The organism is Phycicoccus sp. Soil802 (genome assembly GCF_001429605.1).
Lineage (GTDB): Bacteria > Actinomycetota > Actinomycetes > Actinomycetales > Dermatophilaceae > Pedococcus.
Window position 1 is genome coordinate 367,704 of sequence record NZ_LMSS01000002.1, and the last position, 15,070, is coordinate 382,773.

Consider the following 15,070-nt stretch of genomic DNA (forward strand, 5'->3'; position numbering starts at 1 on the left):
GCTCCTTGCGGGGTGCTGGGCGGAGCCGGACGGTGGGCGGTCCGTCGCGCCCGGCACTTCGCGGAGTTTGGCGGTGACCTCCTTCCGCGACGCAAGCCACCGATACGCCGTCTAGCAACCGACGTCACGAACCTCCCGGGTCGGCAGCATGCAGCGGGGCGACGTCGCAGACAGACGCGCGCAGCGGTGAGCTGCCGCTGATCGGGTCGCTGGGTGTCTGGCGCAGGACGAGGTTGAGGTTCGCACTATCCGGCCCGTAGGGCGGGTAGCCGGGCAGGCCCAGTTCCTCGCAGGCCTCCCACCACCCGTGCTGGGCGAAGACGACCTGCGGGTCGAGGCTGGGGTTGAATTTCGCGCGCGCCCGAACGCTTCCCTGTGGTGTGTCCAGGGTGACCCAGTCCCCGGCGGTGATGCCGCGGGCCGCGGCCGCGGACGGGTGCATCTCGACCTGCGGGTCGGGCGCGCTCTTGCGCAGGGCTGCGACCTGGCGATGTTGGGCTTCGCAGAAGAACAGGGACTTCGCGCAGCTGAGCACCAGCGGGTACCGGTCGGCCAGGTCCGGCCGGGAGCGGGGGCTCGTCAGCGGTTCTTCGAAGGTCGGCAGCGGTTCGTAGCCATGTGCGGCCAGCGTGGCCGAGTACAGCTCCACCTTGTGCGACGGAGTGGCGAACCCGGTCTGGGCGTACTTGCGGTACCGCGTGGTCAGCGGCACCCGGACACCGGCCGGGTTGGCCCGCAGATCCTCCAGGGTGATCCCGCTCGGTGCAAGTTGATGGCGGAACGCCGCCTCGATGTCGCCGTCCCAGAAGTGCGCGCCGAGGCCCAGGCGTGTCGCAAGGTCGAACACGATCTGCAGGTCCGAACGCGCCTCGCCGCGCGGTGCGACGAGCGGCTGTCGCAGCTGGACGAGCGATTGCGCCTCTTGGCTGTACTCGAAGCCGATCTTCAGTGCCTCGGATTCGAACGGCGAGGTCACGGGCAGCATGATGTCGGCGAGTTCGCCGGTCGGGGTCATGAACAGGTCAGCCTGGACGAAGAAGTCCAGGCTGCGTAGTGCCTCGCGTCCCCGGGCGCTGTCGCCGTGGGCCATCACCATGTTGCCGCCAAAGCTGACCAGCGCCTTGATCCGCCGGTCGAGGGCGGCAGTGTAGAAGTCCTCGCCGGTGACGTACTCGAATCGGGCCGGGCCGAGCGGCCGCTGTTCGAGGCCCACCGCGGGCGGGCGCGCGTCGGACAGGAACTCCGCTCCGTCGATCGGGTTCGATGGCACCGCTTCGAAGAGCACGTTCCCGCCCGGAACATCCAGGCTTCCGGTCAGGGCGTAGAGCACGTCGATCGCGCGGATGGTCTGTGTCGCGCCGCTGTGCTGCTCCAGCCCGCTCCATGTGTAGAAGGCGACCGGTCGGGCCTCCCAAAGCGTCCGCGCTGCGGCGACGATGTCTGCTGCCGGGACGCCGGTGATCTCCTGAGCCACTTCCGCCGGGAACTGCGCGCAGCGCGACGCCAGCAGATCCCAGACCCGTTCGCCCTCGACATCGTCAGCCGCATTGGTCCAGTCGCGGACGAAGTCGGCGTCGTACCAGCCATGCTCGATCATCACGTGCGTCAGGGAGAGGGCGAGCGCCGCGTCGGTGCCGGGCCTGACCCGCAGCCAGTGATCGGCCTTGGAAGCAAGGCCTGCCTTGCGGGGGTCGACCACGATCAGCTTCGCGCCCCGCGCGACAGCCGCGACGGTGCTCGTCGCGTGCGCGAGACGGGCGACGGACGGGTTGTATCCCCAGAACAGAATGCAGCCGGCGTTGTCGAGGTCCGGTAGATAGACACCAGGTACGGAGGCGCCGAACGTGTAGAGCGGGGCGAGGTAACGGCCCCACCCACACAGCTCCACGTAGTTGCAGTAGTTGGGACTGCCGAACGCACGGATCAGCCGCTGAACCCAGTCGACCGCGTCGCTGATCGCCGACGTAGACGGCGAGCTCGAACTGAACCCAACGCACTCCGGCCCGTCTGAGGCGGCGGCCGCTATCAGCCGCTCTGCGACCGTGTCCAGCGCCTCGTCCCAGGTGATCTGCTCCCACCCCGGGTCCGCAGAATCTCTGGGGTTGGTCCGCTTCACCGGGTGCAACAGCCGCGAGGGGTGGTAGACGATCTCCGGCGCCGCCTTGCCCTTCAAGCAGATTGCCTTTCCCGTCGGGTGGGACGCATCCGGGAGAAGCGCGACAAACGTCCCCTCCGTTACGGTGGCGCGCGCCCCGCAGCGCGACGCGCACAACGGGCAGAACGTCGGAACCGTGTCCCCGCCCATCACCGGATTGTCGCGCGTGGCCCAAGCACAGGGCAACAGTCTCAAGCGGCCCAGTCCGCAAAGGGGCCAGCTCAGGGCCGGGAGCGTCGATTCGTCGGGGGAGGTCAGGCACAGCAGGAGGTGGGGAGCTGGTTGCGGAAGAGCCATGCGGTGAGGCGGATGGACTCGGCCATGGTCAGGTAGGGGACCCAGGTGTCGGCGAGTTGGTCGGTGGTGAATCCGGCCTTAATCGCGTAGGTGGCGGCGAGCATCATTTCCCCGGCGGAGTCGGCCAGGGCGTGGACCCCGACGACGCGGCTCGTCTGCGCGTCGGCGACGACCTTGACCACGCCGCGGGTGTCGTGGTTGACCAGCGCGCGGGGGACATCGGCGAGGTCCAGGACGCGACACGAGCAATCGATGCCTTGGTCGAGGGCCTGCTGCTCAGTGAGTCCCGCCGACGCGAGCTGGGGCCGGGTGAAGGTGACCGAGGGCAGCCCGGTGTAGTCGACCTGCTCGTCGCGGCCGAGGGCGTTGTGCGCGGCGACCTTGCCGGTGGCGGCAGCGACGTACACGAACTGCGGCGCGCCGGTGACATCGCCGGCCGCATACACCTTCGGGTTGCTGCTCCGCTGCTGGGAGTCGGTCACGACGAAACCGCGGTCATCGGTGTTCACGCCGGCCTTCTCCAGGGCGAGCCCGTCGGTGCGCGGGGTCCGACCGGTCGCGACGAGAAGGCGCTGCCCGGTCACCATGCGACCCCGTCGGGTGGTGACGGTGACCATCTGGCCTTCGTGCCCGACGGCCGTCGCACGGTCGTTTACCACCGTGACCCCGTCGTCGAGGAACACGCGGCGCAGGACCGAGGCCAGCTCCGGCTCCGCCCGGGGCGCCAGCCTGCCAACGATCGTGACCGGCACGCCCAGGTGGGCGAACAGCTGGGCTTGCTCCAGGCCGACGTAGCCACCGCCGATCACCACCAACGACTCGGGCAGCGCGTCCAACGCCATGGCTGTCGTGGAGGTCAGGTAGTCAGTCCCGACCAGGCCTGGCAAGTCCGGGACGGCGCCCTCGGCGCCGGTCGCGACGATGAAAGCGTTGGCGGTCAATGGCTGCCCGTCGACCAGCAAGGTGTTGGGCCCGTCGAAGGAGGCGGACCCGTGGATGACGGGAAAGTCGTACGCGGCCGCTACGTCGGCGTACTTAGCCTGGCGCAGCCGGCCGAGCAGCTCGTCCTTCTGGGAGACCAGGGCAGCGAGGTCCACCGGGCCGGCCGAGGTCGGTGCACCACGGAAGGGGTTGGTTGCGGCAACGTGACGGGCGGCGGCCGCGGCGAGAAGGGTCTTGGACGGGATGCACCCGACGTTGACGCATGTGCCGCCGAGGGTGCCGCGCTCGATCACCACCGCGGTGGCGCCAAGCAGGCTGGCGTGGATAGCTGCCGACATTGCTGCCCCACCGGACCCGATGATGGCCAGATCAACCGCGGCCGTGCTGATGCTGGTGCTCACCGGGATCTCTCCATTCGACGTTTCGGCTTGATCCGAGACAGAATGAACCTTCCAGTGCAGGGGAAGGTCAACCCCCCTGACGCGAGCACGGATGTGAACGATGCGGATCGGTGAGCTGGCCGCGGCGGCGGGCACCACGACGAAGGCGCTGCGGTTCTATGAGCAGGCTGGTCTGCTCCTGCCACCGCAGCGAACCCCGGCCGGGTACCGCGACTACACGGACGCGGCCGTGTCGCGGCTTGACTTCGTGCGGCGGGGGCAGGCCGCGGGGCTGACGCTCGCCCAGATCCGGCAGGTGCTCGAGGTCCGTGACGCGGGACAGGCCCCCTGCCAGCACGTCGTCGCGCTCCTCGACCGAAGGCTCGAGGACCTCGACGCCCAACTCGCGGAGCTCCGGACGTTGCGGAACAGCATCGCCGGACTCCGTGCGCGGGCCGGAGGCGCTGACGAGCGGGCCTGTCCCGAGGACCAGGTGTGCCGGTACCTCTGATGCGGCGGTGGCGGATCGCCGCACGGCCCGGGTGCAGGTTCGGCCCGCGAGGACTGGGCTCAGCGCCATCGACGGGTGATGAAGGTTGCGGTGGCCACCGCTGCGAGGACCGCGCCGAGGGTGAGCATGGTGGGCCAGGTCCCAGCGTTGACGACGCCCTGGCTGATCGACGCGGACAGGTCGCGGACCCAGGCGACCGGGCCCGCAGCGACCCGCGTGCCGCGATACGAGGCGAGCTCGACCCAGGAGTACCAGAGCACATAGAGCGCGGCCGCCAGCACGACCAGACCGGACACGCGGCCAACATGGCGAGTCCAGGCCCGGGTGCGGGCGAGCGCGCGGCGGCCGAGGAGGCCGACGACCACGGCAAGGGTGGCCATGACCAGACCCATCCCGCCGGCATACGCCAGTGCCGCCAGGACGCCGGCCGTCGGTGTGGCGCCTGGAGCCGAGAACGCCGACACGACGGCGGCAAGGAACACCGGCAGCGTGCAGGACAACGACACGCTGGCATAGATGACGCCGTAGGCGACCATGCCCGAGGCCGAGCCGTCGACCAGCAGACGCGCTCGAGGCACCCGAAACGGGATGTCGCGACCGCTCAGCTGGACCGCGCCGACGACGAGCAACACCAGGCCCGCGAGGAGGGTGACCACCGACAGCCACGGCCCGAGCGTCAGCGACAGCGCGCTGACCGCCACACCGACCGCACCGAAGACGACGACGAACCCGGTCGTGACGGCAGCAGCCACGACCAGCGCGCGGCGCACGGTCTGGTCGTTCGTGCCTGTCCGACCGAGAAACGTGGTCAGGTAACCCGGTAGTAGAGCAAAGCCGCACGGGTTGAAGGCTGCGAGCATGCCCGCGGAGGCGGCGAACGCGAGAGTCCCGCTCACGGGGCCACGCGGCCGGTCGGGCCAGGGCCGGTCATCGCGTGGTGGTGGTAATGACGGTCGTGGTCGCAGTGTGCGCCGGGCCGGCTGACTGGCAGATCAGCCTCCCGTCCGGAGCGCGGCTGCAAGTCCCCCCGGGGGTCATCGTGACTGTCGAGGTACTGGCTCCTGCAGCGAGCTCGGCGACACGCGATCGGAGTGTCTGCTCGTCCAGGCCGCCGATCTGCAGGTCCGCCTTCCCGTCGGCGGTGATGAAGGCGAATGCCGGCTGGACCGACACGCCGTACTCGCGCCAGATCGAGCCGTTGACGTCCGCCAGGTGGGTCAGCCCGTCGGTGTGAGTCTCCTTGACGAAGGCGTCCATGGCGGGGACGGTGTCCTGGCCGGCCACGCCGATGAACCGAACCCTCCCCGTGAACTCCGCCGCGACGTTCCTGATGGCGGGGCCTTCGCTGCGGCAGATCGGACACCACGGCGCCCAGAACCACAGCACCACGGGCTTGCCGGCCAGGCTGGCCGGGTCGAACGGGCCTCCGCCAAGCGTGGCCGGCCGCGGGCGGATACCTGCCAGCGGTGTGGACTGCCCGGTTGTCGGAGCTAAGCCGGGGCTCGCTGGTTGGTCCTTGCCGGCGCAGCCGGCCAGAAGCAGCAGTGCCAGCACAGCGCTGAGGATCAGAGGCCCCCGGGTGCGGCCGAGGCGTTTCATGCCATCGGACCGTTGCCTGCCCGCGCCGTATGCCGGGTAGTTGGAGAACATGAGTACCTCCTCGCGCGCAGCCGTCCTGTTGGGAAACCCCGAATGGGCGCCCCGGCTTTCCTGCTCGTACCCATTGTGTGCCGGTCAGAGGCATTCGGCGACGAAGGTGCCCACGGGCCCCAGTCTCCGGGCTGGCCATCGGCTGGACTGTAAGGTCGCACACATAGCGCAGGCAGGGTTCCCCGAGGAACGAACATGGCGGGTGGACATCGTGGGACCGCGTCCTCGGCGCTGGGCCGCCGTGCGGCGCCGAATGCTGGCCCTGGGTGAGACAACCCGTCCCAGAAGGCGAACGGTCGGGCCGCCGTCGGCGCAGGTTCCGGTGAGTGCGCTGCTGCTGCTCGCGCCATGATGTCCCCGACCGGATTCGGGCACACCGGGGGAACCCGGTGAAGGGTTGGCCCTGTTCCCGGCGGTCGCGCTTGCGTGGGCCAGCGACTAAGGCGACCAGTGGAGGAGAGACGCATGAGCGAGGGAGCGGACAGACCGGGACAACCTTCAGGGGCTTCACGAGGTCTCGAACCGGACCAGCCCATCTCACCGGACGGTCCGCGACGGCCGCGGCTGCTGGTGTTCGACGTCAACGAGACGCTCTCGGACATGAGCGGACTCTCCGAGCGGTTCGCCCAGACCGGCATGCCCGCGGGCGCGGCAGCCACCTGGTTCGCGTCCCTGTTGCGGGACGGGTTCGCGCTGACCGTCACGGGTGGAAACCCGGCCTTCGCCGAGCTCGCCTCACAGTCGCTGGCGGCACTACTGCGCGGGCACGGAGTCGCGGACGTCGAAGCTGGAGTGGCGAAGATCATGGGTGCCTTTGCCGCGCTGCCGCTGCACCCGGACGTCGTCGTGGGTGTGCGCGCCCTGTCGGATGCGGGGGTCCGCCTGGTGACGTTGAGCAACGGCTCCACCTCGGTCGCGCAGGGCCTGTTCGAGCGCGCCGGTATAGCCGGGAGCTTCGAGCGGCTGCTCTCGGTGGAGCAGGCGCTGGCTTGGAAGCCGGCAGCCACGGCATACCGGTATGCCATGGATGCCTGCCAGGCACAGCCGGACGAGACGATGCTGGTCGCCGCGCACCCCTGGGACATCCACGGAGCGGCCCGGGCAGGGCTGTCGACGGCGTTCGTGAACCGTACCGGGACCCCATACCCGGCCTTCTTCGACCGACCCGACCTCGAAGTCGACTCCATAACCGAGCTCGCGCAGATCCTCACGGCATAGGCGCATAATGACGGCGCGCGTTCGACAACCGAGACGAGGTTCGGAGCTGCCGCCGTGGTCAGTTGCCGCTCAACCGGCGCAGTTGATGCTGGTCGAGCACGGTGATTCGGCCACGACCGAGTGTGATGAACCCTTCGTCGGCGAACTCGCCGAGGATCTTGGTGGTGGTCTCACGGGAGGTTGCGGCGAGGGCGGCGAGCTGCTCGTGGGTGAGCTTGATCTGGACGCCTCGTCCGAGCGGGCGCTCGGGCGAGGCCGAGGCGAGGGTGGCGAGGGCCCCGGCGATGCGTTCGGGCACTGACTTGAAAACGGCGTCGGAGAACTTCTGTTCGAGCTCGCCGATGCGTCGGCCGAGCGTCTCGGAGATCCGGGGCGGAGATCCGGGGGTCGCCGAGGAGAAGTCGGCGTACGTCGGCCCTGGTCATGACGCAGACAACGACGTCGTCGAGAGCTTCGGCGAAGCTGTCATGCATCTGCTGGCCGACGATGACCATCTCGCCGAAGATGGTCCCGGGCTCGATGATCGGGTGGCGTCGTCTCAGCCTTGTCGAGAATGGGCAGAAGGAAGCGGGTCGGGCAATTGGGGGACGGGCCAACGGACCCGCTGGGGTGTTCGGTTCAGCGGGCGATGGCGGTGGCGGGGACCGTTGCGGACGGTCTCGACCTGGTGCGGTCTAGGGCGACCAGAACGCCGAGCGCGAGGCCGTACAGCAGGTGCTCGATGATGAAGGTGCCCCATCCCGCCATCTGGGCCATGTTCTTGAGCGGGTCGCCGCTGTCGAAGATTGCGGCGGCGATCGGGAGGGCTACGTAGGCGCTCACGGCGAAGACGAGGAAGCCGTAGACGAGGCCGATGCCGGCGCCCGCGGGGAGGCCGCGTCGGAGTCGGGAGACGATGATTCCGAAGATCGCGCCGTACATGGCGCCGGTCCTCATGTGGATGATCGCGCCGAGGAGCGCCGTCCCGAACACGAAGTGGAGGTCGCTGCCCGCACTGGCGTCCTGCATCGATGTCATCATCGGGTCTTGGGACGCCCACAGCGAGGCGCTGTGGTGGAGCGGGGTGAAGAAGCCTGCGCCTTTTACCCAGGCGGCGACCATGGCGTACATCGCCATCACCACGGAGGCGATGACGCCACTGCCGGCTCCGACGAGGACGGCTCGGCTCAGGCCCACCGTGCTGCTGCTGCGGGTCACGGGCTGGTGCTCCTTGTCAGTTCGCTCACCGGTCGGGTCAGCCTCCTGAGGACGAGTGTTTCGGCGGATGACAGGCGTCGTCGGTGACGGTGCTTACACAACACGGGAGTCCATGAACGTGGCCGTGCTTGCGTCGATCCAGCCGTCAACAGCCCGTACGGCCTATCGACGTATCTCCTCGACCTTGACGTGGCCCGACGGCAGCGCGCCAAGCGCTCTCATTGCGCGCTCCGTGGGTTGCCTCGGCCCCGTGCGGTGTTCGTGCCACCGTGGCGAGCGACCGTCATTTCCATTTCAGATTCGACCGCTCAGCCGCGGCGGGTCTGCGACTTCTGGCTTGCTTCGAGGATGCTGTAGAGCACTCTGGGTGTCATGAACATTCTGACGATCGTCACCGCGAACGTGGATCAGGGCCAGGCTCAGGAGCTCATCGCGGCGTACGAGATGTTGCTGGCTGGCGGCCTCCCCGACGGGCTGCTCGAAACGCAGTTGCTTAGCGATGGCCAGGGACACTGGGCGATTCATTCGTTGTGGCGGGATCGCGCCGCCCTAGATGCCATGAGGGCTGCCTCCGAACCGCCTGCGGCTCCCGCCCTGTTCCGGCGATTCTCGGCCGAGCCGGCCCTGACGATCATGCCGGTTCTCGTGGACAGCCGGGGGCCATGCTGAGCACCGCACTCATCTGCCGCACATGGTGGCTCGCCTTCGCCAGGGAGCCCGACTTTGGTTCTGTGACGAGACGACCGCGCCAGATCCCGTGAGGGGCCGACACGGTCGTCTCGGGCCGATGGGAAGCGGGCCCAGGTGTGGGCTCCGGTGCACCCGCGAGCCATGTCGGCCTGAGGGCCAACGTACCCCAGGTTGTCCGGAATGGGCCGATGGCCTTGACCGGGTCGTCTGGTCATCGGCGGTGAGGTAGGGGCAGCGAACCGCAGCGAGGCGAGCGCGCCCATCCGTTTCGCCGCCCCGTGGTGCCTGATGCTCGCGTGACCTGTTCGTCGCCGACGGCAACGCCCGTCCTCCGCTTCGCCGGAACCAGGCACGGTTCCCGGGTGGATGGCGGGTCGTGTGGCCTGGGCGGGCTGCTATCTGATGAGGTGGGCAAACGCGACGATGTTGTCGACGTAGTGTCCGGTGGATTGGTCGAAGGCTCCACCGCAGGTGATGAGGCGGAGTTCGGCGCGACCGTTGGTGTCGCCGTACACGGTGGCGGTGGGGAAGGCGTTCTTGGGGTACCGGGCGACGCGGTCGATGACGAAGCGGGCTGTGGAGCCGTCCTTGCGGACCACGGACACTTGCGCGCCCTTCTTCAGTGACCCCAGGCGGTAGAAGACCGCGGGCCCGGACTTGCTGTCGACATGGGCGCCGATGACCGCCGGTCCGAACTCCCCGGGTGTGGGGCCGTTGGCGTACCAGCCTGCCTTCTGGAAGTCCTGGGGTGCTTCGAGCTTGCCGTTCTTGTCCAGCTTGAGGTCGACGATGCCCTTCGTATTCACGCCGATGGACGGGATAGCCAGTGAAATCGGCGAGCTTGGCGGCATGATCGGCCCGAATTCCGAGGTGCTCGCAGGCGTGGACGTGGTCGCGCTGGATGACGGCGACAGCGTCGTGCCCGGCGACGAGGATGCCGATGCAGCGGACGACGGAGCGGACTGGGCGGCAGGGGGCTGCGGCGGCGATTGGGTTCCCGAATAGGCCTTGCCGACCAGGGCGCCACCCACCAGGAGAAGCACGACGGTGACCGCCGCGGCAATGCTGCCGCGGCGGTCACCGAACTTCGTGGGGTGGGACATCAGACGCGGTTACGAGCCTTGCGAGCCGTGAAGGCGCCCGAACCCACAGCGGCGATGAGCAAGCCGCCACCGAGCAGGAGCATGCCTTCGTTGTTCGGGGTGGACGTGCCACCGGCGCCGGTGTCCATGCCGCCGGCCGGGGCCGCGTTCAGGACGCCACAGATGGCCGGGTCGGTTGCTTCGGTGGGCAGGCTCGGGTCGAGGTCGCTCTTGGTCTCGCCGTCGTACTTGCCGTTGTCGTTGTGGTCGACACCGTGGACGACGACGACTGCCTTGCCCTCGGTGATGGCCTGGGCCACGTCGGAGGAGACGTTGATGCTGCCGCGCTCGTAGCTGATCTTGCCACCGGGGGCGGTGTCGAAGCGGTCCACGGCCAGGCCGCTCTTGGGCGAGGTGTCGCCGGTCTTGGTCAGCGAGACCACGATGGGGCCGTAGGCGGGGCCACCGTCGGTGGTGTTGATGGTGCCGTCGCCCTTGGCGTCGTCGCCGGCGACGGGGCACTCGTGGCGGGCGTCGGCCCCGAAGTGGATGTGCGCCGCGTGCGGACTGCCGGCCAGCAGGCCGGACGCGGCCATGGTCACGTCGATGCGGGTGCCGCTGACGGTCACCATCGCGGTGCCGTTGGCCTTGACGCCGTTGAGTGCGACCGGGCGTAGTGTTGCCGTCGTGTTCCCATCGGCAGCCTGTGCGATGCCGGCACCGAGGAAGGGGAGAAGGGCCGCCGAGCCGAGGGCGACGGTGGCGATCTTGGTGGTGGTGCGCATACGGGTGCTCCTTGGTCCTGTGGCCGTGTTTGGCCGTCGATCCTGAACAACGCTTGTGCAGGTACTTCGGTGTGGTCCGTGCGGCAGATGGGTCCTGGGCCGGACTAGTTCGCGGCAGGCGCATCCCCGGTCGGCACGTGGCTACCCCGTTGGCGAGGTATGAGGGCCACGGCGGTCAGTGCCGCGGCTGCTGCCACGCCTTCGAACACCGCGCTCAAAGCCTTCTCGAAGAACCACACGGGCTCGTACATGGCTGGAAGTGGGCCCAGGGCGGGGACGTTGACGTAGCGGTAGAGGACGACGGCCACGGCGGCACTGAAGCCGACCGCGAAGGCGGCGAGCAGGGCGGAGCGGCTACCTCGCCAGAGCACCCATGCCGCCACCACCAGGGCAACCCCGGCTTCGATGCGGAACAGGTTTCCCGCGCCGATGCCGCTCGGCGCGGATTGTTGGTAGCCGCCGGCGAGCCGGAGGTGAACGACGGCATCGACGGCGAGGGACACGGCGAGAAGAACACGCAGTACGAGTGAGAAAGTGTGCCCCGCGGCGCGCGGGGCAGCGATCGCGGCGGTGGTCACTTGACGACCAGCGTGCTGGTCATGTTGGCGTGGAAGGTGCAGACGAACGGGTAGCTGCCGGGCTTACTCGGCGCGGTCAACGTCGCCGTCCCGTTGGGGTCCACCTTGACGTCGAATCCGCCCGCCTTGGACGTGACGGTGTGCGCCTGTGCGTCACCGTTCTTGATCGTGATGGTGGCGCCGGGCGCCACCGACGTAGGCACCTTGTACGCGAAGTCCGTGATCGAAATGACGGCCTCGCCCGCGTCCGTGGTGGTCGAGGCCGTCGGCTCCGCAGGGCTGGTGGTGGTGCTCGACTCCGAGGGCATCGGCATCGACGACATGGGCGAGGTCGACGACGAGCCGGAGTCCGATGAGCCACAGGCCGACAGGCCGAGCGTCAGCGCGGGAATGAATACGAGGAGCGTGATCTTGCGGTTCATGTGTTGCCTCCCGAGTCAGGCAGCCGAGACGACGACCGCACCAGGGAGTTCGCTACAAGGTCCAAACCGGCTTGGTGTGGCTGAGCCCATTGACCGCGCCCGGGCTGGACGCGACGTTCATCGAGCGCGTTGCCGGAGCCGACGCAAGGCTCATGGGCAGGTTCCCGCAAGGCTGAATGAGGGCCAATCCGTTGGGGCTCAGGGATCGAATGACAGGTCGGGTGTAGTGCGCCCGCACTGAGGGGCACCTGCGATCAAAGAGGATCCAAAAATGAAGAGAAAAGTTACGGTGCTGCTCGCTGCACCCGTGGTTCTGCTGGTGTCTGCCGGTGCCGCCGTCGCTGTCAGTGCGGGAAGCTTCGACGCGACCCTGAGGCCCCTGCCCCACAGTGAGTCCGCGGATGGCGGATCCGATGTCCACGGTCAGGCCTCGCTGCGCCTGACTGGGCGGACGCTCGATATCAATCTGACGGCTTCTGGGCTCACCCCGGGTGAGCCGCACGCCATGCACATCCACGGGGTGGTTCAGTCCAACAACGAGTGCCCCGACATCAGCGCGGACGTCAACACCGGTGACCCGATCGACCCTTCAACGTTCATCGCGGGACAGCCTGACGGCCTGATCTCGCTCGCTGAAGGCGGCCCGTCATACGGCCCGATCGACGTGTCGATGACCATCACAGGCGACACGAGTCCCTCGAGCGGTCTGAGCCTCGAGCGGTTCGTCAAAGCCGACTCTGCCGGCAACCTCGCCTACCACCGGTCGGTTGTCGTCCCCAAGGAGGTGGCCAAGAACCTGGCGAACCTGCACATCGTTCTCCACGGCGCGGACCTGCCGTCCGATCCTGACCACTCCTCCCTCAGCAGCCTGTTCGAAGCCACGCTTCCGGTGGCCTGCGGAGAAATAGCTCAACAGCGCTGACAAGACCGCACCGATCGAGCCGGTGACTCATGCTCCGCAGGGAGGAGCATGAACCATCGCACCAGCCCCTGACGACCCGGTCGTCAGGGGCTGCGTCGAGCAGGGGTGCTTAGCTGTCGTCGCTGAAGGTGCCTCCGTAGATGCTGGAGTTGCCGAAGGTGGGTGCGCACTGGTTGTTGGGTCCGGGCCGAAGGGCGGTGGAATGGCTGGCCGGGAGCTCGGCCGCCTGTTCCTGGTCCTCCTTCTCATCGCCAACCGTGGGCGCCGCGGCGCCGCCAGTGACGTCTTCGAAGAACGCTTGACGGTAGGAGTTGATCGCCGCGCAGACGGTGCTGTCACGCATGTCGTTCCACACCCCGGCGCCGTAGTCGCGGGTCGCGACGGCGTAGTTGTAGTCGCCGAGGAACTCGGACGTGAGCCCGTTGGCACTGGACGCGCGCCCGTCACCGAGGGCGCCGCGGTGGACGGTGGTCCACACCGTGACGGCGCCAGTTGTCCGGCTTACCTCCGCGTGCTTGACCACGCCTTGCATGCGGCGCGGGGAGGTGGTGTCGCTGCGCCACGGGTCAAGCCAGGCGTTGTAGACCAACCAGGCGTCCGAGCCATCGGGGGACACCGCGACGGCGGGGAAGTTGGCCCGGTCACCGGCGTCGCTGACGGCTTGGGCGGCGGTGTACGAGGCGCCGCGGTTGACGGAGGTGCTGACGTACGCCTTCTCCTGGTCGGTGCCGGCCCGGTTGTCCGCCCAGGTCAGGATGATCTGGTTGGTGGCATCGGTTCCGGTGGGGGCCCCGTTGGCGATGTCGGCGCTGGGGAAGTTGCTGGTCCGCGCACCGGCGATGCCGTCAATCGTGAACCTGCCTTGGACGGGGTCGAACTGGCCGATACTGGCGACGGTCTGTACGACCCGGGGCCGCTCGAAGGTGGCGCCGCCGTTGAAGGAGCGGGCTTGGTAGAACACGTCACGCCTGGACTGGATGTCGGTGCCGGCCCACAGGACGTACACGACACCCGTGCTGTCGATGCGGATGGCGCACCCTTGGCGTCCCCCGGTCTGGTTGTTGTTCGTGGCAGCGGACAGTTGCCGAGTGCGCCACGTTCCACCACCGTCGGTGGACCGGGCGAGGGTTACTGGTTCTGAACCGGCGGTGCCGCGGAATCCGACGTTGCAGACGTACACGTTGCCGAAGTAGGCGCTCGTGGCCGCGTTGTCGGCCCAGATCTGCTCCTTGTCGCTGAACAGGGCGCTGTTCTGCCGGGTCACGATGACGGGATCCATCCAAGCGGAGTTCTGTCCGGCTATCGCTCCGGCGATGTTGTCGGTGCGGGACACGGCGATGGCGGCAGCTCCGGCGAACGGCGCCCGGCCCGGGAACGGCGTGGCGATGTTGGCGTAGTACAGCCGCTGACCGTTGGCCCAGGAGAACGAACCATTCGCGGACGGACGCGGGCCGAACACCAGCTCGGGGTCACCGTTGGAGACCATCCCGTGCTCGTAGTACCCGGGCAGGGTGCCGATAGGGCCGCTGGGGTCGGGGACACAGCCAGTGTCACCCGCCGGTGGGACCCCGGGGGCGGGGTCCGGGGCACCGACACAGCTGGGCGTGACCCGGGCGGAGTACCCGGTGTACGTAGGTTGGGTCCAGGTGCGCCCCGCATCGGTGGAGAACTGCACCCCCGACACCCCGACACCTGGCGTGAACGGGCAGGTGCGGTCGTCGCCGGCGTTGCACGCTTCCAGGTCGATGTTGTCGTTGGCTCCCGCAGCTAGGACCGAAGGGGCGACCGGGTTGACCGCCAGTCCCGGCTCGTTTTGCTTGTTCTGCGAGAACAGGTTGTCGTTGCTTCCGACGGTGACCTCGGTGGATCCACCGGGCGTGATCGGGACTGCGTACGCCAGCCCCGGGGTGAGAACTACTGCTGTGGCGGCGGCTGCGCCCAAGGCAGCCATTTTGGTGATGCGCATGGCACTCCTCGGGTTGGGATGGGGCCTGCGCGGCGCGCCTCGTCCATGTCGCCTGAACGCTGTTGAGGCGGGGGCTCGGTGGTCGCGCTTTGGGCGTCGAGCGCCCTTCCGCGCTGTCGTCCCCGGTAACACTGCTCGCGCATCCGCGTCCCGGCCTGAGTGACCCCTGAGATCCTCTACGTCGTCACCGAGCGAACCCCCTCCTCGGGCGGGCTCTACACCTGCGGCAAGCTCCTGTCCGGGGGAACCCGAGCGCGCATGGGACGCGCCGGGCA

General features: G+C 68.5%; 15 protein-coding genes. 4 read left to right on the plus strand and 11 right to left on the minus strand.

Annotated elements, in window-relative coordinates; translation table 11 throughout:
• Window positions 1-124: 124 nt before the first annotated feature.
• Entirely contained in the window at window positions 125-2,452 is a 2,328-nt protein-coding gene (locus ASG91_RS05140) for a molybdopterin-dependent oxidoreductase (protein WP_371262031.1), read from the minus strand.
• Entirely contained in the window at window positions 2,410-3,795 is a 1,386-nt protein-coding gene (gene merA, locus ASG91_RS05145; protein ID WP_256363716.1) for a mercury(II) reductase, read from the minus strand. The genes ASG91_RS05140 and merA overlap by 43 nt, the downstream gene beginning before the upstream one ends.
• 100 nt (window positions 3,796-3,895) lie before the next feature.
• On the opposite strand from merA, the gene ASG91_RS05150 reads away from it, so the two are divergent.
• Window positions 3,896-4,285 (plus strand): heavy metal-responsive transcriptional regulator, encoded by a 390-nt coding sequence (locus ASG91_RS05150; RefSeq protein ID WP_056921533.1) that lies wholly within the window; start codon window positions 3,896-3,898, stop codon window positions 4,283-4,285.
• A gap of 59 nt (window positions 4,286-4,344) precedes the next feature.
• Here ASG91_RS05150 and ASG91_RS05155 read toward each other — a convergent pair whose 3' ends face one another.
• Window positions 4,345-5,181 (minus strand): cytochrome c biogenesis CcdA family protein, encoded by an 837-nt coding sequence (locus ASG91_RS05155; protein ID WP_082593925.1) that lies wholly within the window; start codon window positions 5,179-5,181, stop codon window positions 4,345-4,347.
• A gap of 31 nt (window positions 5,182-5,212) precedes the next feature.
• Complete coding sequence (locus tag ASG91_RS05160; protein ID WP_056921535.1) at window positions 5,213-5,935, minus strand: redoxin domain-containing protein; 723 nt, start codon at window positions 5,933-5,935, stop codon at window positions 5,213-5,215.
• Window positions 5,936-6,505: 570 nt separating this feature from the next.
• Between ASG91_RS05160 and ASG91_RS05165 the strand changes: the two genes are divergently transcribed.
• A complete protein-coding gene (locus ASG91_RS05165; RefSeq protein WP_256363719.1) occupies window positions 6,506-7,153 on the plus strand; it encodes a haloacid dehalogenase type II in 648 nt (215 codons plus the stop codon).
• 58 nt (window positions 7,154-7,211) lie between these two features.
• On the opposite strand, the gene ASG91_RS20975 is transcribed toward ASG91_RS05165, so the two are convergent.
• Together ASG91_RS20975 and ASG91_RS05175 are read right to left on the minus strand one after the other, a co-directional pair.
• Window positions 7,212-7,451, minus strand: coding sequence for a Crp/Fnr family transcriptional regulator (locus ASG91_RS20975; protein WP_200961222.1), 240 nt, complete (start codon window positions 7,449-7,451; stop codon window positions 7,212-7,214).
• A 320-nt stretch (window positions 7,452-7,771) separates the two neighbouring features.
• Window positions 7,772-8,350 carry a hypothetical protein gene (locus ASG91_RS05175; RefSeq protein WP_056921537.1) on the minus strand — a complete coding sequence of 193 codons (579 nt, stop codon included), beginning with the start codon at window positions 8,348-8,350 and terminating at the stop codon, window positions 7,772-7,774.
• Between the two features lie 372 nt (window positions 8,351-8,722).
• On the opposite strand from ASG91_RS05175, the gene ASG91_RS05180 reads away from it, so the two are divergent.
• On the plus strand, window positions 8,723-9,019 hold the full coding sequence (locus ASG91_RS05180; RefSeq protein ID WP_157606084.1) for an antibiotic biosynthesis monooxygenase: 297 nt from the start codon (window positions 8,723-8,725) through the stop codon (window positions 9,017-9,019).
• A 416-nt stretch (window positions 9,020-9,435) separates the two neighbouring features.
• Here ASG91_RS05180 and ASG91_RS05185 read toward each other — a convergent pair whose 3' ends face one another.
• The 4 genes from ASG91_RS05185 to ASG91_RS05200 all read right to left on the minus strand — a co-directional run bounded on the left by ASG91_RS05185 (window position 9,436) and on the right by ASG91_RS05200 (window position 11,907).
• Entirely contained in the window at window positions 9,436-10,143 is a 708-nt protein-coding gene (locus ASG91_RS05185) for a class F sortase (protein WP_082593926.1), read from the minus strand.
• On the minus strand, window positions 10,143-10,907 hold the full coding sequence (locus tag ASG91_RS05190) for a CHRD domain-containing protein (RefSeq protein ID WP_056921539.1): 765 nt from the start codon (window positions 10,905-10,907) through the stop codon (window positions 10,143-10,145). Before ASG91_RS05190 ends, ASG91_RS05185 begins: the two co-directional genes overlap by 1 nt.
• A 104-nt stretch (window positions 10,908-11,011) precedes the next feature.
• The gene (locus ASG91_RS05195) at window positions 11,012-11,410 is read right to left on the minus strand and encodes a hypothetical protein (RefSeq protein WP_235545422.1); all 399 of its coding nucleotides are present in this window, start codon (window positions 11,408-11,410) and stop codon (window positions 11,012-11,014) included.
• A 71-nt stretch (window positions 11,411-11,481) separates the two neighbouring features.
• Window positions 11,482-11,907 (minus strand): cupredoxin domain-containing protein, encoded by a 426-nt coding sequence (locus ASG91_RS05200; protein ID WP_056921540.1) that lies wholly within the window; start codon window positions 11,905-11,907, stop codon window positions 11,482-11,484.
• Window positions 11,908-12,196: 289 nt separating this feature from the next.
• Between ASG91_RS05200 and ASG91_RS05205 the strand changes: the two genes are divergently transcribed.
• Complete coding sequence (locus tag ASG91_RS05205) at window positions 12,197-12,829, plus strand: hypothetical protein (RefSeq protein WP_157606087.1); 633 nt, start codon at window positions 12,197-12,199, stop codon at window positions 12,827-12,829.
• 109 nt (window positions 12,830-12,938) lie between these two features.
• Here ASG91_RS05205 and ASG91_RS05210 read toward each other — a convergent pair whose 3' ends face one another.
• On the minus strand, window positions 12,939-14,795 hold the full coding sequence (locus ASG91_RS05210; protein ID WP_157606090.1) for a sialidase family protein: 1,857 nt from the start codon (window positions 14,793-14,795) through the stop codon (window positions 12,939-12,941).
• Window positions 14,796-15,070 lie beyond the last annotated feature (275 nt).

Excerpts from the sequence above, each read along its gene's own strand:
- ASG91_RS05140 (WP_371262031.1), bottom strand. The coding sequence starts at position 2,452 with ATGGCTCTTCCGCAACCAGCTCCCCACCTCCTGCTGTGCCTGACCTCC.
- ASG91_RS05150 (WP_056921533.1), top strand. The coding sequence starts at position 3,896 with ATGCGGATCGGTGAGCTGGCCGCGGCGGCGGGCACCACGACGAAGGCG.
- ASG91_RS05160 (WP_056921535.1), bottom strand. The coding sequence starts at position 5,935 with ATGTTCTCCAACTACCCGGCATACGGCGCGGGCAGGCAACGGTCCGAT.
- ASG91_RS05180 (WP_157606084.1), top strand. The coding sequence starts at position 8,723 with ATGAACATTCTGACGATCGTCACCGCGAACGTGGATCAGGGCCAGGCT.
- ASG91_RS05185 (WP_082593926.1), bottom strand. The coding sequence starts at position 10,143 with ATGTCCCACCCCACGAAGTTCGGTGACCGCCGCGGCAGCATTGCCGCG.
- ASG91_RS05190 (WP_056921539.1), bottom strand. The coding sequence starts at position 10,907 with ATGCGCACCACCACCAAGATCGCCACCGTCGCCCTCGGCTCGGCGGCC.
- ASG91_RS05200 (WP_056921540.1), bottom strand. The coding sequence starts at position 11,907 with ATGAACCGCAAGATCACGCTCCTCGTATTCATTCCCGCGCTGACGCTC.
- ASG91_RS05210 (WP_157606090.1), bottom strand. The coding sequence starts at position 14,795 with ATGCGCATCACCAAAATGGCTGCCTTGGGCGCAGCCGCCGCCACAGCA.